General features: G+C 67.5%; 23 protein-coding genes. 15 read left to right on the top strand and 8 right to left on the bottom strand.

What is annotated here, in order from left to right; all coding sequences use genetic code 11:
- Positions 1 to 3,524 (bottom strand): TM0106 family RecB-like putative nuclease (locus tag BEP24_RS09430; protein ID WP_065962692.1); only part of this gene is annotated, 3,524 nt, incomplete at its 3' end.
- 110 nt (positions 3,525 to 3,634) lie between these two features.
- Here BEP24_RS09430 and BEP24_RS17570 point away from each other — a divergent pair.
- From BEP24_RS17570 to BEP24_RS09405, 5 genes are all read left to right on the top strand, one after another.
- The gene (locus BEP24_RS17570) at positions 3,635 to 3,889 is read left to right on the top strand and encodes a hypothetical protein (RefSeq protein WP_065962691.1); all 255 of its coding nucleotides are present in this window, start codon (positions 3,635 to 3,637) and stop codon (positions 3,887 to 3,889) included.
- Positions 3,890 to 3,930: 41 nt separating this feature from the next.
- Positions 3,931 to 4,665, top strand: coding sequence for an ABC transporter ATP-binding protein (locus BEP24_RS09420; RefSeq protein ID WP_171898783.1), 735 nt, complete (start codon positions 3,931 to 3,933; stop codon positions 4,663 to 4,665).
- Positions 4,666 to 4,687: 22 nt separating this feature from the next.
- Positions 4,688 to 4,936 (top strand): hypothetical protein, encoded by a 249-nt coding sequence (locus BEP24_RS09415; RefSeq protein ID WP_141693413.1) that lies wholly within the window; start codon positions 4,688 to 4,690, stop codon positions 4,934 to 4,936.
- Entirely contained in the window at positions 4,933 to 6,384 is a 1,452-nt protein-coding gene (locus tag BEP24_RS09410; RefSeq protein ID WP_065962685.1) for a hypothetical protein, read from the top strand. The genes BEP24_RS09415 and BEP24_RS09410 overlap by 4 nt, the downstream gene beginning before the upstream one ends.
- 143 nt (positions 6,385 to 6,527) lie before the next feature.
- A complete protein-coding gene (locus BEP24_RS09405) occupies positions 6,528 to 7,046 on the top strand; it encodes a hypothetical protein (protein WP_065962683.1) in 519 nt (172 codons plus the stop codon).
- 58 nt (positions 7,047 to 7,104) lie between these two features.
- Here the strand turns inward: BEP24_RS09405 and BEP24_RS09400 are convergent, their stop codons facing one another.
- The gene (locus tag BEP24_RS09400; RefSeq protein WP_253181643.1) at positions 7,105 to 7,323 is read right to left on the bottom strand and encodes a DUF1653 domain-containing protein; all 219 of its coding nucleotides are present in this window, start codon (positions 7,321 to 7,323) and stop codon (positions 7,105 to 7,107) included.
- Between the two features lie 10 nt (positions 7,324 to 7,333).
- The gene (locus BEP24_RS17565) at positions 7,334 to 7,489 is read right to left on the bottom strand and encodes a hypothetical protein (RefSeq protein WP_171898782.1); all 156 of its coding nucleotides are present in this window, start codon (positions 7,487 to 7,489) and stop codon (positions 7,334 to 7,336) included.
- A gap of 18 nt (positions 7,490 to 7,507) precedes the next feature.
- Here BEP24_RS17565 and vsr point away from each other — a divergent pair, with 18 nt between their 5' ends.
- From vsr to BEP24_RS09380, 4 genes are all read left to right on the top strand, one after another.
- Positions 7,508 to 7,984 carry a DNA mismatch endonuclease Vsr gene (gene vsr / locus BEP24_RS09395; RefSeq protein ID WP_083230255.1) on the top strand — a complete coding sequence of 159 codons (477 nt, stop codon included), beginning with the start codon at positions 7,508 to 7,510 and terminating at the stop codon, positions 7,982 to 7,984.
- The gene (locus tag BEP24_RS09390) at positions 7,981 to 8,499 is read left to right on the top strand and encodes a DUF5336 domain-containing protein (protein WP_065962681.1); all 519 of its coding nucleotides are present in this window, start codon (positions 7,981 to 7,983) and stop codon (positions 8,497 to 8,499) included. The genes vsr and BEP24_RS09390 overlap by 4 nt, the downstream gene beginning before the upstream one ends.
- A 70-nt stretch (positions 8,500 to 8,569) precedes the next feature.
- The gene (locus BEP24_RS09385) at positions 8,570 to 9,031 is read left to right on the top strand and encodes a thioredoxin family protein (RefSeq protein WP_065962679.1); all 462 of its coding nucleotides are present in this window, start codon (positions 8,570 to 8,572) and stop codon (positions 9,029 to 9,031) included.
- Positions 9,028 to 9,507, top strand: coding sequence for a DUF4395 domain-containing protein (locus BEP24_RS09380; RefSeq protein ID WP_065962676.1), 480 nt, complete (start codon positions 9,028 to 9,030; stop codon positions 9,505 to 9,507). Before BEP24_RS09385 ends, BEP24_RS09380 begins: the two co-directional genes overlap by 4 nt.
- A 230-nt stretch (positions 9,508 to 9,737) precedes the next feature.
- On the opposite strand, the gene BEP24_RS18045 is transcribed toward BEP24_RS09380, so the two are convergent.
- On the bottom strand, positions 9,738 to 10,142 hold the full coding sequence (locus BEP24_RS18045; RefSeq protein ID WP_253181642.1) for a hypothetical protein: 405 nt from the start codon (positions 10,140 to 10,142) through the stop codon (positions 9,738 to 9,740).
- A gap of 142 nt (positions 10,143 to 10,284) precedes the next feature.
- Here BEP24_RS18045 and BEP24_RS09370 point away from each other — a divergent pair, with 142 nt between their 5' ends.
- Positions 10,285 to 11,418: a G1 family glutamic endopeptidase gene (locus BEP24_RS09370; protein ID WP_083230254.1), complete on the top strand. Its 1,134-nt coding sequence runs from the start codon at positions 10,285 to 10,287 to the stop codon at positions 11,416 to 11,418.
- A 592-nt stretch (positions 11,419 to 12,010) separates the two neighbouring features.
- Here BEP24_RS09370 and BEP24_RS09365 read toward each other — a convergent pair.
- Positions 12,011 to 12,952, bottom strand: a complete 942-nt coding sequence (locus BEP24_RS09365; protein WP_065962669.1) for an ADP-ribosylglycohydrolase family protein — start codon at positions 12,950 to 12,952, stop codon at positions 12,011 to 12,013.
- Between the two features lie 88 nt (positions 12,953 to 13,040).
- Here BEP24_RS09365 and BEP24_RS09360 point away from each other — a divergent pair, with 88 nt between their 5' ends.
- The 4 genes from BEP24_RS09360 (at position 13,041) to BEP24_RS17040 (ending at position 16,363) form a co-directional block, all read left to right on the top strand.
- Positions 13,041 to 13,823 carry an NUDIX hydrolase gene (locus BEP24_RS09360; RefSeq protein ID WP_175473872.1) on the top strand — a complete coding sequence of 261 codons (783 nt, stop codon included), beginning with the start codon at positions 13,041 to 13,043 and terminating at the stop codon, positions 13,821 to 13,823.
- A gap of 227 nt (positions 13,824 to 14,050) precedes the next feature.
- Positions 14,051 to 15,259, top strand: a complete 1,209-nt coding sequence (locus tag BEP24_RS16615) for a DNA cytosine methyltransferase (protein WP_083230253.1) — start codon at positions 14,051 to 14,053, stop codon at positions 15,257 to 15,259.
- On the top strand, positions 15,240 to 16,052 hold the full coding sequence (locus tag BEP24_RS16610) for a TdeIII family type II restriction endonuclease (RefSeq protein ID WP_171898781.1): 813 nt from the start codon (positions 15,240 to 15,242) through the stop codon (positions 16,050 to 16,052). The genes BEP24_RS16615 and BEP24_RS16610 overlap by 20 nt, the downstream gene beginning before the upstream one ends.
- Complete coding sequence (locus BEP24_RS17040; protein WP_141693412.1) at positions 16,052 to 16,363, top strand: hypothetical protein; 312 nt, start codon at positions 16,052 to 16,054, stop codon at positions 16,361 to 16,363. The genes BEP24_RS16610 and BEP24_RS17040 overlap by 1 nt, the downstream gene beginning before the upstream one ends.
- 853 nt (positions 16,364 to 17,216) lie before the next feature.
- Here the strand turns inward: BEP24_RS17040 and BEP24_RS16600 are convergent.
- Genes BEP24_RS16600 through BEP24_RS09350 form a run of 3 tightly spaced genes read right to left on the bottom strand, consistent with a single transcriptional unit; the run spans position 17,217 to position 18,416 of the window.
- Entirely contained in the window at positions 17,217 to 17,543 is a 327-nt protein-coding gene (locus BEP24_RS16600; protein ID WP_083230250.1) for a hypothetical protein, read from the bottom strand.
- Between the two features lie 37 nt (positions 17,544 to 17,580).
- Positions 17,581 to 18,156 (bottom strand): hypothetical protein, encoded by a 576-nt coding sequence (locus BEP24_RS16595; protein ID WP_083230249.1) that lies wholly within the window; start codon positions 18,154 to 18,156, stop codon positions 17,581 to 17,583.
- Positions 18,153 to 18,416: a hypothetical protein gene (locus BEP24_RS09350; protein ID WP_065962664.1), complete on the bottom strand. Its 264-nt coding sequence runs from the start codon at positions 18,414 to 18,416 to the stop codon at positions 18,153 to 18,155. The genes BEP24_RS16595 and BEP24_RS09350 overlap by 4 nt, the downstream gene beginning before the upstream one ends.
- Positions 18,417 to 18,987: 571 nt before the next feature.
- Here BEP24_RS09350 and BEP24_RS16590 point away from each other — a divergent pair.
- Positions 18,988 to 19,236, top strand: a complete 249-nt coding sequence (locus BEP24_RS16590) for a hypothetical protein (protein WP_083230248.1) — start codon at positions 18,988 to 18,990, stop codon at positions 19,234 to 19,236.
- Positions 19,237 to 19,273 lie beyond the last annotated feature (37 nt).

Raw genomic sequence — 19,273 nt, 5'->3', positions numbered from 1 at the left:
GCCCCGGCCCCGGCCCCGGCGGCATCCTGGTCCGGCCGCGACGGCTCGACGAGTTCGATGAACCGGGACAGCAGCGACAGCCCCGCGATCGACGGCGGCAACCCCGTGGTGAGCGCCGGCGAGTACACGAGGTACGCCGCCCACTTCGCCCGCGACAACGCCACGTTCAACCGGTTCGGCATGAGCAGGAAGTCGAGCCCGCGCGGGATGTCCGCCGCGCTCGACGCCGCGAGCGACGTGATCGAGACGACGGCCTCGCGACCCTGGAACATGTCGACCGTGCCGACCTGCGTTCCGCGGAGCCCGGCCGCGTCGAGGGCCGCACGGATCACCGCTCCCTGGGCGTTGTAGGGCGCGACGACGATGACGTCCTCGTCGGTCAGGTCCCGGGTGATCCCGTCGTCGTCGGTCCACGAGCGTCCGACGGCATCCCGGGCGAGGCCGACGACGCGCTCGGCCTCCTCGACGGAGGACGTCGTGTTGCCGCTGTGCAGCACCGGCACCGCGTGGACGCCAGGCTCGAGCCCGTCCAGGTGCCGGCCGGACACCATCGACGCGAGTTGCCCGTCGTACGACAGACCCGAGACGGCCGCGGTCAGCGCCGGCTCCATGCGGCGGGTGCGCGCGAGGAAGTAGCCGAACTCGGCGGGCAGCACGTGCTCACCGTCGGCCAACCAGCCGAGCGCCGACTGGTCGACCGGCTCCGGGTGCGAGCCCTGCGACACCTGCGGCAGCTGCTGCGGGTCGCCGAGCAGGAGCAGGCGAGTGGCGGCGATCGACGACGCGATGGTCGGGGCGAGGGAGAACTGTCCGGCCTCGTCGACGACGAGCAGGTCGAGGGAGCGCCGTGGGATCGTGCCCTCGTTCGCGAAGGTCCACGCCGTCCCACCGACGACGCCCCCGGTGCCGGTCTCGGCGCACGAGGACAGGAACGCGGCGACGGCGGCGTTGTTCTTGACGGGCGTCCAGGCGGCGGCTTCGAGGTCGTCCTCGGTGGCACCGGACTTCGGGACCTTCACCACGCGGTCGCTCGGCACCCCGGCCCGGACCACCGCGGACAGGAAGTTCTCCGACGTGGCGTGGGACTGGCCGACGACCCCGACGCGCCAGCCGTACTCGCGGACGAGCCGGGCGACGACGTTCGATCCGACGTACGTCTTCCCGGTACCGGGAGGTCCCTGGATCGCCAGGTACGACCGGTCGAGCCCGAGCAACGTCGTGACGACGGCGCCCACCGTGTCGTCGCCGACCACGGGTGCGAGCGCCCCTCGCGGCGGGACCCGGCGGAGCAGGTCGAGGGCCGGGTCGGGCAGCATCGACGGCAACGCGTCGAGCACCTCCTGTCCCCACTCGGCGATCGCCTCGGGCTGCGGCTTCGCGCGGGGCGGAGCCGCGGGGGCGAGGGCGACCGGGAACGCGTCGTGCGGCGCTCCCCCGCCGACCGGCAGGCTCTCCTTGACCAGTACCTCGAACGCGTCGCCGTCGTCCCACGCGTCCAGCACGACCGCGCGAGCCGACGCGCCCTTCGAACCTGGGCCCGGGGAGGTGACCGACGCCGGGAGCGGGTCGTCGTAGACGAGGTGGGGCGTGCCTCCCGGCCGGATCCGCGAACCGGGCGCGAGCGTCCCCGACAACCGGATTTCTCGCGACTGCGCGCGGGCACGCGGCAGCGTGCCCCAGTCGCGCTCGACCGACGCGCGCTCGACGACGAGGACGTCCCGGGTGTCCGCCCAGTCGTCCACCGGGTTCCGGAGCCGGTCGAAGTGGTCCTGCCAGAACGTCTTCGCCTCGCGGCGGTGGTAGTCGATGGCTGCTGCAGCGAGCGCCAGGGCCGTCTGGTCGGCGTCGCGGTCGAGGGGGTCGACGTCCGCGATCTCGGCGGCGAGCGCGGTGGACACCGGGTTCGGCTCGCGCTCGACGGGGATCGGGGGCAGGAGCGTCTCGTCGACCGGTTCCTCGGCGCGGGGAGGGCGCAGCGACAGCAGCCAGTCGCGCAGCCGCAGCGTGGAGCGGCAGTCGTACGCGTTGTAGTCGGCGACCTGGTCGAGCATCCGCTGCCCCTCGGCGGGGTCCCCGTTCCGGCGCTCCTCGATGGCCTCGACGTAGGCGGTGATGCTGTCGGCGGCGTTCGTGACGTCGCTCAACCGCAGGTCGTCGCCCATGTAGAGCGGCTCGAGCTTCTTGATCGAGTAGCTGTGGCTGCCGACCACGAGGGCCTTGCGCACGACCGGGTACAGGTCGACGAGCACGCCAGCGCGGAGCAGGTCGTCGACCGCGTCCTCGCCCACTCCGTGCCGCGCGGCGAGGGACAGCAGGTGCGTCCGCTCGTACGCCGCGTAGTGGTAGACGTGCATGTCCGGGTACTGCTCGCGCCGCTCGGCGATGAACGCCAGGAAGTCCACGAGCGCCTGCCGCTCGTCGCGGATCGTGTGCGCCCAGAACGCGGTGAACTCGGCACGGTCGTCGACCAGGCCGAACAGGTAGTCGAGACCCCAGTGCACGCCGTCCTCGGTGTGCAGGGGGTCGCCCTCGAAGTCGAAGAACACGTCGCCCGGGTCCGGTGCGGGGATCGCGTCGAGCGCGCGGGCGTCGAGGACCTCGAAGCGCGGCTTCGTCGGCTGCCCGGCCCGGCGCTGCGCGTCCTGTCCGGCTTCGGTCTCGGTCTGGAGGCGCGCCTGCCGCACCAGCCGGTCCTGCGTCGACCGCGACATGCCCGGCACGGCCGCGGTGCGGTCCGCCAGGTCGTCGATCGTCCGCACCCCCTGCCGGATCAGCTTCGTCCGCTGGTCCAGCCGCATCCCGGCGACGAGGACCAGGTCGCGGTGCTGCTGCACCTGGGTCTGGCAGATCGCGCAGCGGCCGCAGCTGGAGTAGCGGGGGTCGCCCCAGCGGAGTTCGTCGTCGGCGTCGAGGCGCTCGGCGATGACCCGCTCCAGCTCGGCGCGCTGCGTGCGGTACACCGGGGCGATGTCGCCGAGGTCGTGCGTGGTGGTCGTCCGGTCGCCCAGCACGAGGTGCACCTGGCGGCCGGTCGGGATGCCGTGCGCCTGCATCCGCTCCGCGTAGGCGGCGAGCTGGAGCAGGGCGCTGATCTTGGCGTGCCGAGCGAGCTTGGTGTCGTGGACCTCGTACTCGCCGGCCTCGTTGCGGAGGATGAAGTCCGCGAAGCCGATGAACCCCGGGCGCCCGGGCGTCGGCGGCTCGAAGAACGTCGGCTGGTACAGGACCTCGGCGCCGTCCTGGAACGCCCGGCGTGCCGCGGCTGCGGCGGTCGCGTAGTCGGGCGGGGCGGGGCGCTCGAACGCGACGACGTCGTGTGACCGCTTGAGGACTTCCAGGTGGTTGAGCTCGTGCTGGTCCCCCAGGCGGGCGGTGCGCTCGAGCATGTCGTCGTGCTCGTCGGGCAGGGGTCCGCCACGACCGAGCTTGGCGTCGAGGCGGCGGAGGAACGCCCACTCGCAGGTCGCCCACGTGCTCAGGTCGCTCGGGCTGAGCAGGACCTGCCCGTCGGTGCGGATCTGCATGCGTTCCCCTTCGTCAGTGGCTGCTCGGAGAGCTTAGTTGCAGCCATCACGGAGGTCTTCACATGTGAAGTCTCAGATGCTACGGTCGGCGCGAATGAAAGGGGTGGTTCATGTCGAACCTCGTGCTCACGGGAGCAGTCCAGTCACAGTCCGCTCTCCTCGGCAGCATCGATGCCGCGCACCAGCGGCTCGCGCTCAAGCAGGATCGAGTGGTCGTGCTGGTGCTCATCGCGATCGCATTGATCCTCGCGGTCGGCTTGGTCACCGCGTGGTGGATCACCTGCCAGAACAAGGGCATGTACCCCGCGATGGACATGCCGAGCTTCAGCGCCGGAGGCACGTGGAAGGCCTACTGCCGCAAGTGAACGCCACCGAGGGGTCCGTGAACCCCGTGTTGGAAGCGAGCATGGTCACGAAGGCGTTCAGCGGCCGCGTGGCACTGAGCACGTTCTCGATCTCCGTGCACGCGGGTCAGGTCCACGGGCTCCTCGGCTCCAACGGTTCGGGCAAGAGCACCGCCCTCCACGTGATGACGGGGATCATCGATCCGGACCACGGGGTCGTCCTCCACGAGGGGATCCCTGTGACCCGGGCCGCAGCCCGCTCGCGGTTCGGTCTCGCTCCCGATGATCTCCCGTTGCCGCTGGCCCTCACCGGTCGTGAGTACCTGGGACTGCACGATTCGCTCCGCCGACGAGACGACGCAGCTCGCGCGCTGGAGTTCGCGCACGTGCTCGACGTGCGGAGCGCACTGGACAAACCGATGTCCTCCTACTCGCACGGTATGAAGCGGAAGGTCCAGCTGATCTGTGCCCTCATGCACAGACCTTCCCTGCTGATCCTCGACGAACCCTTCCGAGGCCTCGATCCGGACACCAGCGAAGTGCTGCGGAGCTGCATCGAGCTCTTCACCGGGCAGGGCGGCGCGGTGCTGATGGCGACGCACGACTTGTTGCGCGCGGAAGCGCACTGCGATCAGATCACCATGCTCCACGCGGGCGAAACGGTGGTGCACGGGAGCACTCGGGAGATCGTCCTGGAACACGGGTCCCTCGGACGCTGCTTCTCGGAGAAGACCCAGCGAGCATCAGCGCGTTCGGCTCGCGACATCCGGCTACACGCGCTCTTCGCCCCACGATGAACGGAATGACATGAGAACAATCGTGAGAACGACGGTCGGCTTCGTGCTCGGTGTCGCAGTCGCATTCCTCCTGATCGTCGCGACGATCACGATCTCGGCGACGACCGGTTCGCCCTCTGCGGTCCCGCTGGTCTTCTCTGCCACGGTGGGCGAGGAGAACGGCCTTCCCTCGATCGAGTTCAGCCCCAACGGGCTCGGCTTGGCGCTCGTGGTCTTCGGGACTGCGGCCATCTACGTGCTCACCGGCCAGCGTCGACGGCGTGATCGGTGAAGCAGATCAAGACGGTCGCGCGCACGACGAGTCTGATCTGGATCGCGGAACTCGCCGGTGCATTCGACATCAGCCGTCGTTGGGTGCTGACAGGTGTTGCGGCGATCTGTGTGAGTGCGATGGCGCTCGGTACAGCGCTTGGCCTCGCCACGGTCTCCACACTGACGCAGCAGGTCCCGGACGGCATCGCCCGGCTCATGGTCGAGACTGCCACCTCCGGTTCGCTCCTGAGCACAGCGCTGGTAACCGTGATCCTCGGACTCGCTACGCCTGCCCGCTCGTCCTTCGATCATCTCCTTTGCTCGTTGCCCGTGACCAGGAGTGCGCGGTCGATCGGCACCGCGATCCCCGCCGCGGGCCTTGCGGCCTTCGGCTCGCTCGCGCTGAGCATGCCAGCGATGCTGTTGGCACTCCACATCCTCGACGTCGCCCAGTCAGCTCGGTTCCTGATCTCGTTGTTCGTCTGCATGTCAGTGGTCGTGGCGATTGCGCAGACCACCCTCCAGGTCGTCACGGGCGCCTGCCGGCGGCTGTTGCGGATGCCCGGCGCGATCGCCTCAGCGGTCAGCGGAGCGGTCGCCATCAGCGCCGCGCTGCTGATCTTCGGCCCCGGGGTGCTCTCTCCAGCGTCAACTGGAGCCGCTGCCGTCCCGACGCTCGCAGGTCTCACCGCAGATGTCGCTGTCGTGCCGGGGGATCCTCTCGCCTGGGTGTTGCTCGGGACCGTTGCTGCGACAGCTGTGGTCGTCGTCTGGGCAGCCAGCCGCCTGCCCGACGTGAAAGCTTCTCCTCCGGGGCGAGCCCTGCTTCCGACCTCGAGATTCGTCGGCGGGGCATCCGGCGTCCTGGCGGCCCATCTCCTGATGCTGATCCGGGCGCCCCAGACCCTCCTCACGGTAGGAGGCGCCACGGTCTTCATGGCCGCCGTCGCGTGGGTGTTCCCGTCTTCCCTGCCGGAGTCCTTGCGCAGCGCGATCGCTGCGGCCACGCCAGCCGCGGGATTCGCCCTCATCATGTTCGCGCCGGGGAGGGCACTCCCGACGGGTTGGATCGGGCCACCCCTCGGAAAGGATCGACGGTGGTGGGTCGCGCCCGCCGCGATCACGCACGTGGCTGCTGCTTGCATCGTCTGGACCGTACTCGCTGGCGGAGCGCTCTGGCTCGGGCTCATCCGCGTCGATGACCTCTCGGGGATGGCCCTCCGTGGTGCGCTGCTCTTCAGTGCTGCGGCACTGGCCGGAGCCCTCGTTCCTTGGAGCGATGCTCAGCCGCTGTCGGGAAGTGTCGCTCTCGTCGTCACCACCGTGCTCGTGATGGCGTCCGTCGGGCTCACCACGCACATCAGCGAGACGTCCGAACAGCTGGGACTCTTCGTCACCGCGATCATCACATCGCTTCTCATCGTCGGGGCCCTCCTGGCAGTCCAGAGCCTGACGCGATCGCGGTGAGACGTCCACGGCTGGCGTCTTGCTGCATCTCGGTGCCTGACGGCGTCGCATGCCGCGGATTCGGCGTGACGGTGCCGGTGTCGACCTCGTCACACCGTTCGGCTGCTCTCGGCAACGGGTTCCTCGTTCTGCCGGGGCCCAAGGTGCGGCACGCATTCCTCGGCCGGGCCGTCAGCGTGTCCGGCTCAGCGATCAGCGCCCGGATCTCCCTCTCGCTTGCAGGCCTGCTCATCGCGTCGGCCTCAGGACCCCTGACGCTCGCCGCGGCGGTCGCAGTGGCCAGCACCGCAGCCTCGACGACGTCCGCACCGCTCGTCCTCGTCGCCCTGCTCATCGCGACGAACATCTGCCACGAGTTCGGGCACCTCGTGGCCTTGGGTGTCGTTTCTCGGAGCCGACCGCACGTGCACCTGGTCGCTCAGCTCGGGTTCGCGCACATCGTGCGTCCCCGACTTGCTCCCGTCCACGAGGTCATCGTCGTCACCGCCGGCCCGTGCGCCGTTGCGGTCGCGTGCGTCGCGCTCATGCTCGTCGCTGCTCACCCGGTCGCGGCGATCGCCCTGGGGGCCATCGGCGCCGGTCACCTCGTGACACTCGCGCTTCCGACCGGAGACGGGGCGAATCTCCGCGATGCTGTCGGGAGGATGCGCACTCGGCAGTGACGTCAGGACGAACAGGGGCCCGCGAGCTGACCGGGCGGTGGCGGTCGTCGCCCGTGCCTCACGGAGCCGTTCGCACGAACCGCGGCCCCTCGTACCCGTCGCGCGAAACGTGCGCGGTGAAGTCTGCGAGTGTCCGCACCCAGTGCCCGCGTTCGCCGTAGAGCGCCTGGTAGACGACGACCGGCTCCTCGGTCTCGACGTCCTTCGCGACGAGGACCACCTCGTACTCGCCGCCCTTGAAGTGGCGGTACCGGCCGGGGGTCACGTCGCTGCTCACCGGGCCGATGCTAGCCGGACCCGACGAGCGCGACGGGCCGGGCGGCGCGGTCGGCCCGACCGGCACGACTGACGCGACCGGCACGACCGACCAGGCGCTCGCCGGGTGCGGCGAGCGCGATGAACCGTCCACAGATCGCCCGCCCTCCACCCACAGGTGACGGCACGGCTGGGACCCTCGGACCATGGACCGCTGGGACGCCGACGACGCCCGCCGCCGGCACATGGCCCGCTTCGGCCGCCGCGACACCGCCCCCGAGCTCGCCGTCCGCCGCGAGCTCCACCGCCGCGGCCGCCGGTTCTTCGTCGACCGCCCGGTCAGTGCCCGCTGCAGGGTCCGCCCCGACCTGGTGTTCCCACGCGCCCGCGTGGCGGTGTTCGTCGACGGCTGCTTCTGGCACTTCTGCACCGACCACACGCACCTGCCGAAGGCGAACGCCGAGCTGTGGCACCGCAAGCTCCTGGCGAACCAGCAGCGCGATGTGAGGAACCAGGCGATCCTCGTCGCCGAGGGCTGGTGCGTCGTCCGCGCGTGGGAGCACGACGACGCGGCCGAGACCGCCGACCGCGTCGAACGTGCCCTCGACCGCTGGGCCGCCGTCGTGGGCTGGAACACGCGCGCCGACGGCCCGGTACGGTGTTCGACGGAGGGGGAACGATGAGCGACATCAACACCTGGGGTGGGACCGTCACGAAGGGCGCTGCGAAGCCGCAGTTCATCGTGCGACGGTCGTGGGCCGGCTCGACGCTGATCCTGTGGCTCGGCCTCGGCGCGTTCGTGCTCGGGTTCCTCGGCGCCGTCGTGCAGTCGAGCGTCGCGCCGGACCTCGGCGGCCCGATCCCCGCGATGCTCCTCGGCGCCGGCATCGTCGCACTGCCCATCGGGGCGATCCTCTGCGGCAGCCGGATCACCGTGTACGACGAGCGGTACGACGTGCGGCGCGGCTGGGGTCGGAAGCGTCGGCGTGACGTCACCGCCGTGGAGACGCTCCGCTTCGAGAAGCAGCGGAGCGGCAACGGCATGACGTTCATCAGCGTCGTCGGTTGGGACGCGAACCGGAAGCAGCAGTTCCGTGTCTACACGACGAACCGCGGCTTCCCCGAGTTCACCGCCTGGCTCGCGCAGCACCGCCCCGAGCAGTGGGCGAAGTGCGAAGCCGCCGGCGTCCCGGACTGATCCCGACCCTGCTCGTGTCACGGAGCGACACGTTCCCCGGACCGTCACCGGCTCGGCGTACCGTGCCGGCATGACCGTCGGAATCGCCGTCGCCGTGCTCGTGGGGGTGCTCGCCCTCGCGACCGCGCTCGGCGTGCTCCTCCGGCACCGCACGGGCCGCGCACGCACGTCGCCGTCGAGCAGGGGCGCAGGAGCGACCGAGCCCCGTACCGACGACCTCGCTCCGGCCGCCGAGTACGGCCCCGTCGCGACCCTCGTGCAGTTCTCCACGCCGACCTGCGCCCGTTGCCCGGCCACCCGCCGCCAGCTCGACGCCATCGCCGGCCGCCACGAGGGCTTCCGCCGCATCGAGGTCGACCTCGCCGAACGCCCCGAGCTCGCCCGCCGCTTCGACGTCATGCAGACCCCGACCGTCCTGCTCCTCGACGCCGACCGCCGCGTCCGCACCCGCTTCGGTGGACCGCCCAGACCCGCGGAGCTCGCCGCCGCACTCGACACCGTCCTGACCGCCGGAACCCGGGAGTCCCGATGACCACCACGAACGACACCGCCCGCGGGATCGACCCGCGCTCGCCCCGCTTCGGCGCAGCGATCACGACCGTGCTCCTCGCCGCGACGATCGTGCTGACCCTCGTGCCCGCCACGTGGGTCGTCGGCGTCGCGCTCTTGACCGTCATCGTCGTGTTCTTCGCGATCGGCGGCATCGCGGGCATCCGTCGCCACCCCTACGGCGCGCTGTTCCGTCGGTTCGTCCGCCCGAGGCTCGCACCGCCCGCCGAACTGGAGGCCCCCGAGCCCCCGACCTTCGCGCAGCAGGTCGGCCTCGTCATCACAGCGCTCGCCCTCGTGCTCGCCCTGATTGGCGTCCCCTACGCCGCGCCGGTCGGAGCCGCGATCGCCCTGGTCGCCGCGTTCCTCAACGCCGTCTTCGACGTCTGCATCGGCTGCCTGCTCTACGTGTGGCTGGTCCGTGCGGGCGTGTTCCGTCCGCGGCGCAGCGCCGCCTGACGGCCTCCGGTCCGCAGGGCGGTCGGCAGTCGGACTGGAGGCGCGGATCGCCTTCGCGACGCACGCCGCGCTGGCAGGGTGACCCGTGCCTCCCGTCCGTGCACCTGGAGCAGTGACGGGCCCAGCTGGCCGCAGCGGTTCATCGCGCTCAGCAGGCGGGACGCCATCGCGCCTGCCGTGAGCAGCTCGCCTCTGTCCGCGTCATCTCAGCCCGCGTCGACGCATGAGCGTCACGTGATGCTCAGGCGTCCATCACCCTCGACGGTGACCGTGCCCGTCGGGTACGACACGTCCCCGCATGCTGTCTCCTCCCGCCCCTCGGACAGACGCGACGTCGCCTGGCCGACCACCTGCTTGCTGGTGGTGTCGGTCACCCTGATCGCGAAGGCATGGCCAGATGGTTCGGACGACGAAGCCGTGATCGAGTCCATCGTGGTGACGTCCTTGCAGATGGTGTCGAGACAGACGGACAGGGTGTGCCCCGGGTGGGCCGACGACCAGGCAGTCACGTCGACCGAAACGCTCGCTGTCGATTGCCGCGCTCCGCTGCAGCCCGAAACGCTGCACCCAGAAATGCTCCCGATCAGAACAACGCTGATTGCCATCGCGGCTGCGACTCCCCGTGCCGAACGCATGTCGAGAACGCTACGGCAAGCAAGCTGCGCTGCGTGAACCATTCTGTAACGGTTCTCATCTCGGATCTCTTGTCTCGTTCCGTACCGTGGCGATAACACTGACTGCCAGGGGGGCAGGGTGCCTTCGCGAGGGGAAAAGCACATGAAGAAAGTGATCGCCGCAATGGTCGCGGCAACGACGATTGCGTTCGTCGTCGTACCAGTGAGCGCCGCAAACGCCGCGAACCCCGCTGTTGCAGCGCCGCGCATCCAAGCGTCCAGTGGCTGCGCAGGGGACATGCAGACGCTCGCGCCCAACCCGACGGCAGTTGCCGAACACGGCGCACGAGCGCTGTTCCGACCAGCGGATCTCGCTGCAGACCCCTCGCTCGCGGCGCAGGTGCCCCACTCCGTCACGGCGATCCTCGCCCAGAACCCGACGTGGGTCCAGAAGATGGACTGCGGCGTTCAGGTGCCCGCGAGCAGACCACAGCAGGTCACGCCTGCAGCCTCGCCGTCGGCGGGCGCGAAGACCCTGTCGCAAGCAAGCACAACCGGCTACTACACCAACTGGTCGGGGTACGAACGCGTTGGCGTCGACTACGACCACAAGTACTACTCCAGCGTCTCAGGAGGGTGGATCGTTCCGTCTCCGCCGGCTCCGACCCACGGGGTGAACCAGTTGAGTGTGTCGCAGTGGGTCGGCATCGGTTCTGGCCACAAGGTCACGAACACGACCGACTCGCTGCTGCAAGCCGGCACGGTCTCCTACAGCGGCCCGGGCGCGCTCGGCATCGGTCCAAGCGGTACATACGGGTTCTACGAGGTGTACCCGCACGAGCAGGAACAGATCGTGAAGAACTACACGGTTGCCGGTGGGGATGCTGTCTCCAGTTACGCCATCTTCAGCGCGACGCAGAACGCGCTCTACTGGGGAATCTGCTCGCAGTCCGAGAAGAAGTGCGTCTCGGGCGTTGAGGACATGACCGGCAACGTCTCCACGCTTGCGCAACAGGGCGAATGGATCCTGGAACGGCACGGGTACAACGGCGGAATCAGCATGCTCGAACCCTTCGGTACCATTCCCACGAGCGGAAACCAGTTCGCACTCGAGAACGGCCCGGGGACGAGCTCCACGACCTACAACCTCGGTTCGGGCCCGACGCAGAACACGGTGTTGCAGAGAGACGTGATGACCCAGTGCAATGGCGGGACGCCCTATTTGGACTCGGTCTCGTCACTCGGGTCCACGGGTGACTTCTCGATCACGTTCAAGGACACCGGCACGACCTGCTGAATCGACTGCGTTCCGCGAACGCACTCGCCGGTTCGGCCCCGGCGGCGGACACGTCCCCAACGAAGTGTCCGGCGCCGGAGCCGGTGGCTCCAGCACGCGGCGAGGAACTGCTCGCTGAAGAAGTCCGCGCCGCCTGCCCGCAGTGCCGGCAATCCGTGGAGCAGCTCGCGCCACTCGACGAGGAGCGTCGACGCGCCGTTCAGCATCCCTGGACGGCCTCCGGCGCGTCCGCGCCGCTATTGCGCCGGTCGCCGCGCTCCTCAACGCAGTCTTCGACGTCTGCCTCGGTTGCCTGCTCTCCGTCCGGCTGGTCGGGGCCAGCGTGTTCTGCCCGCGAAGCAGCGGCGTCTGACGGCCGCCGGTCCGGATGACGTCCGGCAGTCCGACGGGAGACCCGGACCACCTGCGCTGCGCACGTCGCGCTGACAGGGTGATCCGTGCCCCCGTCCGTGCGCTGGGCGCTCCGACGGCGGGTGCGGGCTGTCTGCCCCCCCCGTGCCGTCGTCGGCGCATCGCTCCGTCTCCAGCGCAGCACCGGGAGCCGAGCCGGAGGATCCCCCCATGGCATCCTCCGACCTGGCTCCATCCTCCGTCACCGTGCGGCGAGGGCCTGGTCGCTGAGGCTGACGAGGTCGTCCGCACGCAGCGCCGGCCACCCGTGGAGCAGCTCGCGCCACTCGGCCGGGAGCGCCGAAGCGCCGTACAGCGCCCCAGCGAGGCCTCCGGCGATCGCGGCGACCGTGTCGGTGTCGTTGCCGGTGCGGACCGCGCGGACGAGGGCGTCCTCGAGGCTCGAGCTCCCACGCACGGCGGCGTAGGCGGCCTGGAGCGCGGAAACCACCCAGCCGTTCGAGTCGGTGAAGTCGACCGGTTCGGCGTGCTCGGCGCGGACGAGTCGCTCCGCCCAGAGCTGGCGGCGGTCGAGGTCGAGCAGTTCCAACCCACGGAGGACATCGAGCTCACCGGTCAGCACCGCGTGCCGGATCGCGACGCACCAGAGGACGCACCCGTCCCCGGCGTCTGCCTCGAAGTGGGTCAGGTCGCTGATCGCACGCGCTGCCTCGGCGAGCTTCGTCTCCTCATCGTCTTCGTCGTGGAGGTAACCGAGCACCAGCGGAGCCGCGCGCATGAGCGAGCCGTTCCCCGCGGACTGGCCCTTGTACTCGTGTTCCTGCCGGGCCGCAGCGCGACTGTGGGCGGCGGTGCGCGCCTCCAGACCGCTGAGCACGTTGCGTGTCTGGATGCCGACGTCGGGGGCGGTCTGCGCCCATGCCGCCCAGGCGGCGACGAGGCCGTCGAGGGAGGACTCGCCGGCGGGGTCACCGCCGCGGGCGAGGGTGCGGAGGATCGGGACGGCCATGCTCGTGTCGTCGGTCCACTCCCCCGGCGCCCAGCCGAAGGAGCCGCCGCCCGTCATGCGGATCGGCGTGGGTTCCGGGACCGCGGGCTTGAACTCGTACCCGGCGCCGAGGGCATCGCCCGCGGCGGAGCCGAGCACCGCGCCGATCGCGCGGTCGTGTGCGGTGGTGTCCATGAGCGCCTCCCCTTGTTTGCGCGTTTCTGCGTGAACCCGACATTGGCAGGCTGCCGCTGTTTGCGCAAGTGTGCGTAAACTCGTCGTCGTGAGTGAGTACCGCGATCCTGCCGGAAAGCGCCTGGTCGACTACCCGCGACCCTCGGTGGCTGTGGACACCGCCGTGCTGACCGTCACTGTGGAGGAAGAACTGTCCGTACTGCAGGTGCGGGACGCGGTCGACGGGGACTGGCGGCTGCCAGGGACATTCGTGCACGAGGGCGAGCGGTTGGCCGACGCGGTGCTGCGGTCGCTGCGGACCAAGGCCGGTGTGACGGGGTTGGCACCGCAGCAGTTGCAGGTGTTCGACGATCCGGCGCGGGACAGTCGGGGGTGGGTGATGTCGGTCGGGCACCTCGACGTGGTGCCGTTCTCGGCGCTGTCGTCGGGTCTGGACGGGTCGAGGGTGCGGCTCGTGCCGGTCACCGCTGCGCGCGGGATGGTGCACGGGCACGACAACATCGTTGCCGTGGCGGTGAATCGGTTGCGGGCCGCGTACGACGTGGCTCCCGACCCGTGGGGGCTCGTGGCGGAGCCGTTCACCATGACGGAATTGCGGCGGGTGCACGAAGCCGTGGCCGGGCGGGCGCTGTTGCCGGACTCGTTCCGGCGGGCGATGGTGCCGATGCTCGTGGCTGCGGAGGGGAAGCGGGCGGAGGGGCCGGGGAAGCCGGCAGGGACGTGGTGGCGGAACCACCCTCGCAGCCAGGCCCGAGGGATGTCGGAACGCCACGCCGGCGACAAGCAGAAATTGCAGGCGCCGCCGCCCACCGCCGCTGCACCTGACTCGCTAGGGGTATATGCCGCGCGCTTGCCCCGCCTAGGCGGTTGACGTCCCTCACGCCCCAACGACGCTGTGCCCTCGCTCGCGCGAGCCAAACTACACGCTAAGGTCAGTGTCGACCAGGGATGCCGGCGATCACAACCTTCTATTGCAGCCACCCGAGCTCCGTGTCTGCGGCTAGTGATATGAACTTACTCGCGGCTTACCCGGCCACGCCAGATCGACGACCGGGTGGCACTTAAATTTTAGCCACCCGAATCATTAAAGAGGTATAGGTGCTTGAATTCCCCGTCGTCTCGCTGTTCTCCGGCGCTGGCGGACTTGATCTCGGACTCGAACGCGCCGATCCGGATCGCGTGAATATTCGAGCTTCAGTCGAGATCGACCCAGACGCCCGGAAGACGCTTTTGCGGAACAACCTTGCGTCTCCAGAGTCGATTTTCAATGATATCACCGATATCAGCGCAGATACACTCATGCAAGCAGCGCAACTCGCGGAAGGGGAGACTTTCCTGCTCGCGGGTGGGCCTCCCTGCCAAGCATTCAGCACAGCGGGGCTTCGGCAGGGCATTCACGGTTCCGGAGCGGTGGTTCATAACTACTTCCACATGGTCGAGAAGCTCCGACCGCGATACTTCGTCTTCGAAAACGTGCGCGGTTTGCTCTCCGCCGCTCTAGCACACCGACCACTCGCCGATCGGTTATCTCCAAAAGAGATCCCTTCCGACCCGAATGCGGCGCTCGGAAGCGTCATGGAGCGGCTCATTCTTCCGACTTTTAAGAAGTTGGGTTACGAGGTTGTGTTCGGCATTCTCAACTCGGCCGATTATGGGGCCGCGCAAATCCGGCACCGCGTAGTTATGCTCGGCAGTAGGGATAAAGAGTTCGGCGCCGTGGTGTTCCGGAAGCAAACGTCTAGGGCCATGATGAGCCTTGATCTCATCCCGCCGACTCACCATCGAACGGCCCGTTATGGCGGACTACAGCCCTGGCGCACAATAGGCGATGTTATCGGCCAGCAATCGTTCCGGAATCCTTCCGCACAAGACGCTTACACTTACAGCAGCGAACGAGCTGCCGTCTTTGCAAACGTACCGCCGGGCAAAAACTGGAAGTATTTGAAGGCCGATCCGAACTTCGGTGAATCTTATCTTGAGCGGTGGATGGGCGCTGCGGCACTCAAATCCGGCGGTGGGAAGGAAGGGTACTACCGGCGCCTAACCTGGAGTCGTCCAGCGCCGACGCTCACCGCGCAACCGCAACAATTAGCCAGTAGCCTCTGTCACCCAGAAGAGGATCGCCCGTTGTCCATACCTGAATACGCCGCGTTGCAGGACTTCCCTGACGACTTCGAGTTTGTCGGAAGCAAAAGCAGCCGATACCGCCAGATTGGCAATGCCGTCCCCGTGAGCATGGCCGAAGCAATCGGTCGCGCAATCATCGATATCTCGAAGGTTAATGACAGTGACAATTCCGCGCGATAAGTTGCTTTCCCGACTTAATTCTAACGTCGACACCCTGCTTTCCACCTACCAAGGCCGTCGAACGCAGCTATACACAGTTGAGGTCAGCGACCCTTTCCGATCCTCGGGGAACTCCGGTGCAGCCTCTCCTTTTATAAAGACTGTATTCCCCGAGATTAAGGTTGCAGCCACACTAGAGCGCGCCCTGAATACTGCCCTTGGCTGGGGCTGGGATAAGGTTGTGGCAGACATTGCGAAGGCGACGCATGGCAACGGCATCCATGATCATCACGTGACTGGCTCCATCCCCGCAGTAACCGCCACTACCATCGAGTCGATCATCAATTCGTACCGAGACAAGCCGCGCCGGCTTCCCGACACAACCAGCGAACTGTCAACCGTCCTCTCGACAGCATCCCTCGGCGGGGCTCAAGAATCCGTATCCGAGAAGGACGACGCGTTTTACATAGATTCGCATGGCGTCGAGCACCACATAGAGATCAAAACGCCAAAGCCAAACTATGATCAAATGAGAGCGGCAAAACGACGGATCCTACGTATCCATGCAGCCCGCTCACCTCTGCCAGTTCGAAGTATCGTCGGAATGCCTTACAATCCCAACGGCCGTTGGGGCGCGTACGGCTGGCCCACCACCCGCATATACCTCGATTCGGGCGTTGATCTCCTCGTAGGGGAAGCGTTTTGGAATTATATTGGCGCGTCGGATGATACTTACGATGAGCTTATAGATTGCTTCTACGAGGTAGGCAGGGCTCGCAAGCAGGAGCTTCTTTCACTCTTGACGGAGGTTTGATGTTGGGCCACGCCATTCTCTGGATAGTAGACGGAGAAAGCATTCTGCAACGTCAAGTATTCGCTCTGGCCACGGATGGTTGGCGGGAAGTGCAAACAGAACCAGCTCTTCCCCACGACCAATGTATAGAGTTTGTTGTTGATGAGCGCGCGCAGCTCACCGTAGCCGCCTCCGCAAAGAACGCCCTGGCCAGCAATGCGGTCGAGATCCGCGGCGACGAAGCGTTTTTCATTCGATATTTGGTTCAGATGGTAGAACTACTCGAAGGTCCCTTGCCGACCTGGCAGCTCGGTGAATCGCCGGGTGAATGACGCAGCACAGCCTGGCGTGCGCGCCTACATTTGTGCTCTCCTCGATGGATCGCACGAAAGGACCCCGCGGTTGTCCACGACGCAAAACGCTCGATTCTGAGCCATACGATGAAAACCAGTCTCACGGGCGCAGTACGCGCCTAATCATCAGCGAGCCTTCGGAGTCAGACGAGATTTGAGCCGGCTTCGCCGCCCCTCCAGCCCCGACGTCGATTTCGCTTAGTGCTCATGCAGAAATGAATTGGCATCCATGCGATGATGAGAGCGCAAGCAGCCCTTTGTATACATTCCGTCTTCAGTGTTGCCTGGCTTAGGCACGCATCATAGATACCGAACCGCGGGTAGCAGGCTTCTAGTCGGCGCAAACCAGCGTATGAGTTCCATCTCTGCTTCTCCACCTCACCTGTTGACGGCAATATCCGGGCACCGGGGGCGCGACCAACAAGGATGTTTGTCGGCGACGTGAAGGGCGTCCTGAGGCGCTCCACCCCTCGCCCTCGCCCTTCTCCTACAACGCGCGCCCGCCCTCGTCCCGCTCCCAGAGCGCCCGCTCCGCGATGTCCGCCGCTATTTTCCACGGAGCGAGGCGGGCGCGAGCGATTGCCGACGATCTGCAAGTCTTCGCCGCGTCCAGTCCTCCGGCGCTCTCCTCGCCGGCGCGATCACGGAGCTCGCCGACCGCCTGTAGCCAGCGTTTGGCGTCTAAACCATCGTGACCTCGTCCGGCCCCGGTCCGCCCATGGGACGTGCCCATGTCGGCCCCGACCTCATTGCTCGCTCGCACGATCGCCCGAGCCGGTATCGGCTGGAGCAGGACTTTCGAATTGGCCCGCATCGCCGCGGCCTCCATGCGCTAGCTGAGGTGACGAGTGGCTCCGGAGATACGCGCGGCGCGGTTCTCACGGATCGCCTTGAGCGCGAGTCGTTTCTGCGTCGCTTCCTCCGGCGCCGCGTCGAGCACTCGGTCGAGTTCGAGCACGTCGACGGTGTCCTGCACTTGCGGGGAGTGCGCGATCACAGCGAGCCACTCGCGGACCTTCGATTCGATCGTCTCGGTTGCGTCGGCCAACTCCCCCAGTTTCATCTTATTCTCAAGCTTCTGCGCCAGGCCGTCGAGCTGCCTGAGCGCGTACGCCTGAGTGCCGGCCGGGTTGCGGAGGTCCCCCGGATCTTCGATCACGTGGCTTCGTCGACGCGACTGGCGGGAGCACGGCCGGTCATCGCGTCCTCGAACACGAAGTCGAAGCGTCCTCGATCACGAAGTCGACGCCGATCATATCCGCCAGGACCGCGTCCTGCTGGTTGCGCAGGACGTGGTCCACCTTTTCGTCGATCACCTCGAGGTAGTCGCCGAGCCGATGGATCGACTTCTGCAGAGCCATCTGACTCATCAACGTGCCGATGCTGGCAATGGTCGTGGGGTTGACCATCGGACCGACCGACACGAATTGAAGGTGCTTGACGAACTGTCCGTCGGGCATCTTCGCGATCCCCATGCTCAGCCCGGTCTGGCTGTTCTTCACCAGATCGAATATGCGGGCGACGGCAGCGGACTCGTCGGCGAGTTGCACCCACTTGCCGGAGCTGGCCATGCCGGCAGCTGTGACTTGCCCGAAGCTGCCGAGCACGCTGAGGGGCAGATCGGTCGCCGAAACCGGGCCAGGTCCTCCGAGCTCTTCGCTTCGGAGGAATTGCTCGACGGCCGAGGGCGTGCCGATCACGGCGATGCCGTCTCCGTCGCTGACCAGCTCGACCTGATCGAACACCTTGTTCACTTCAGAGTTGTCGGTCACGCTGCATCCTCCTCTTCGGACAGTCGGTCCAGCACCTGGTCGACGAACCACCGCAGCGCCTCGACGACCGCGTTCCGAGCATGCTCGTCAATGAACACCTCGACCGGGAACGATGGCCGCTTGTCGATGCGGCTGGCGGGCAGGTCGACTCCCCTGATCGCATCGAGACGGGCGCGGAACTCCTGGCGGATCGTGACGTCGTCGAACGGCGGACGCGAAGGTGCTGGAAGACGACTTCGACACTGGTGGCGATCGGGCATACCGTGAAAAGCCAGTGAGACGGCCCCGCGGCGGAACGTCTTGGCGCGACCATGAATGCACTGCTTTCCCGAGCGCCCCCGAAATCGACCGTGCCTCCGAGCTCACGCCATTCGGCGAAGAGGGCGTCCACGGCATCAACAACGGAAGGCGGATTCGCAATCGACAGCTGGCCGAAGAAGGTGCCGTCTGCCACTGTACTGTTGGTCGCCTCGTCTGCAATGAGGCCGATACGCTCGGCGAGCTCACCGGTCGAGAGCCGAGCTGCCGGCGGCGCCCAGGCTCCCTGACCTGCCAGCGAGCACCCGAGCAGACATCCTCGACCTGTACCACTCGCTCGGCGGACTCGCACCCGAGCCACTGTTCCGACCAGGGCCGTGGGATCTGTCGTACGGCGAAGTCATCGTCGAGCTCGACGAAGACTTCCACTTCAACCGTTACCGCGCGCTGACCCTGCTCGCTCCGTTCGCATCAGCACTCCCGTGGGCCGTCGACTACCAACGTCACTCGGCAGAACATGAACAGCGGTCCGGCACCGGCGGCAGACGGTGGACGAATCCGTCCGCCGAGCGGATGTTCGGTCCCGCGGACGCGGAGATGGTGTTCCTGAGTGTCGGCGCTCCCCGGTGGAAGCAGCGAGCACTGTACGACGCAGTCAAGGATGCGGCTGCGGCCACGGGCGTGGTCCGTCTCGCCCGACTGTCGATCTACGACCACGTCGAAGGCGTCCGGCTCGAGGATTTTCTGAGGGGTCTTGCGGTCGTCACCGCCGAAGCCTTGTACAGCTTCGTCGCCGCGCGTTCTTCGGCTGCGCTGGCCTGAACCAGCCGCGGCCGGAGGGTGATCCCGACGACCGCGC

This window comes from Curtobacterium sp. UCD-KPL2560 (genome assembly GCF_001705035.1).
In the GTDB taxonomy this organism is placed as follows: Bacteria; Actinomycetota; Actinomycetes; order Actinomycetales; family Microbacteriaceae; genus Curtobacterium.
The sequence above is the reverse complement of the archived record's forward strand: the minus strand, read 5'-3'. Positions and strand labels throughout refer to the sequence as shown.

Bases quoted from the DNA above. Each gene is read 5' to 3' on its own strand.
- BEP24_RS09350 (WP_065962664.1), bottom strand. From the start codon at position 18,416: ATGCCCGATCGCCACCAGTGTCGAAGTCGTCTTCCAGCACCTTCGCGT.
- BEP24_RS16590 (WP_083230248.1), top strand. From the start codon at position 18,988: ATGTTCGGTCCCGCGGACGCGGAGATGGTGTTCCTGAGTGTCGGCGCT.
- BEP24_RS17040 (WP_141693412.1), top strand. From the start codon at position 16,052: ATGTTGGGCCACGCCATTCTCTGGATAGTAGACGGAGAAAGCATTCTG.
- BEP24_RS09365 (WP_065962669.1), bottom strand. From the start codon at position 12,952: ATGGACACCACCGCACACGACCGCGCGATCGGCGCGGTGCTCGGCTCC.
- BEP24_RS09420 (WP_171898783.1), top strand. From the start codon at position 3,931: ATGGTCACGAAGGCGTTCAGCGGCCGCGTGGCACTGAGCACGTTCTCG.
- vsr (WP_083230255.1), top strand. From the start codon at position 7,508: ATGGACCGCTGGGACGCCGACGACGCCCGCCGCCGGCACATGGCCCGC.
- BEP24_RS18045 (WP_253181642.1), bottom strand. From the start codon at position 10,142: ATGCGTTCGGCACGGGGAGTCGCAGCCGCGATGGCAATCAGCGTTGTT.
- BEP24_RS09390 (WP_065962681.1), top strand. From the start codon at position 7,981: ATGAGCGACATCAACACCTGGGGTGGGACCGTCACGAAGGGCGCTGCG.
- BEP24_RS09370 (WP_083230254.1), top strand. From the start codon at position 10,285: ATGAAGAAAGTGATCGCCGCAATGGTCGCGGCAACGACGATTGCGTTC.
- BEP24_RS17570 (WP_065962691.1), top strand. From the start codon at position 3,635: ATGTCGAACCTCGTGCTCACGGGAGCAGTCCAGTCACAGTCCGCTCTC.
- BEP24_RS09380 (WP_065962676.1), top strand. From the start codon at position 9,028: ATGACCACCACGAACGACACCGCCCGCGGGATCGACCCGCGCTCGCCC.
- BEP24_RS09385 (WP_065962679.1), top strand. From the start codon at position 8,570: ATGACCGTCGGAATCGCCGTCGCCGTGCTCGTGGGGGTGCTCGCCCTC.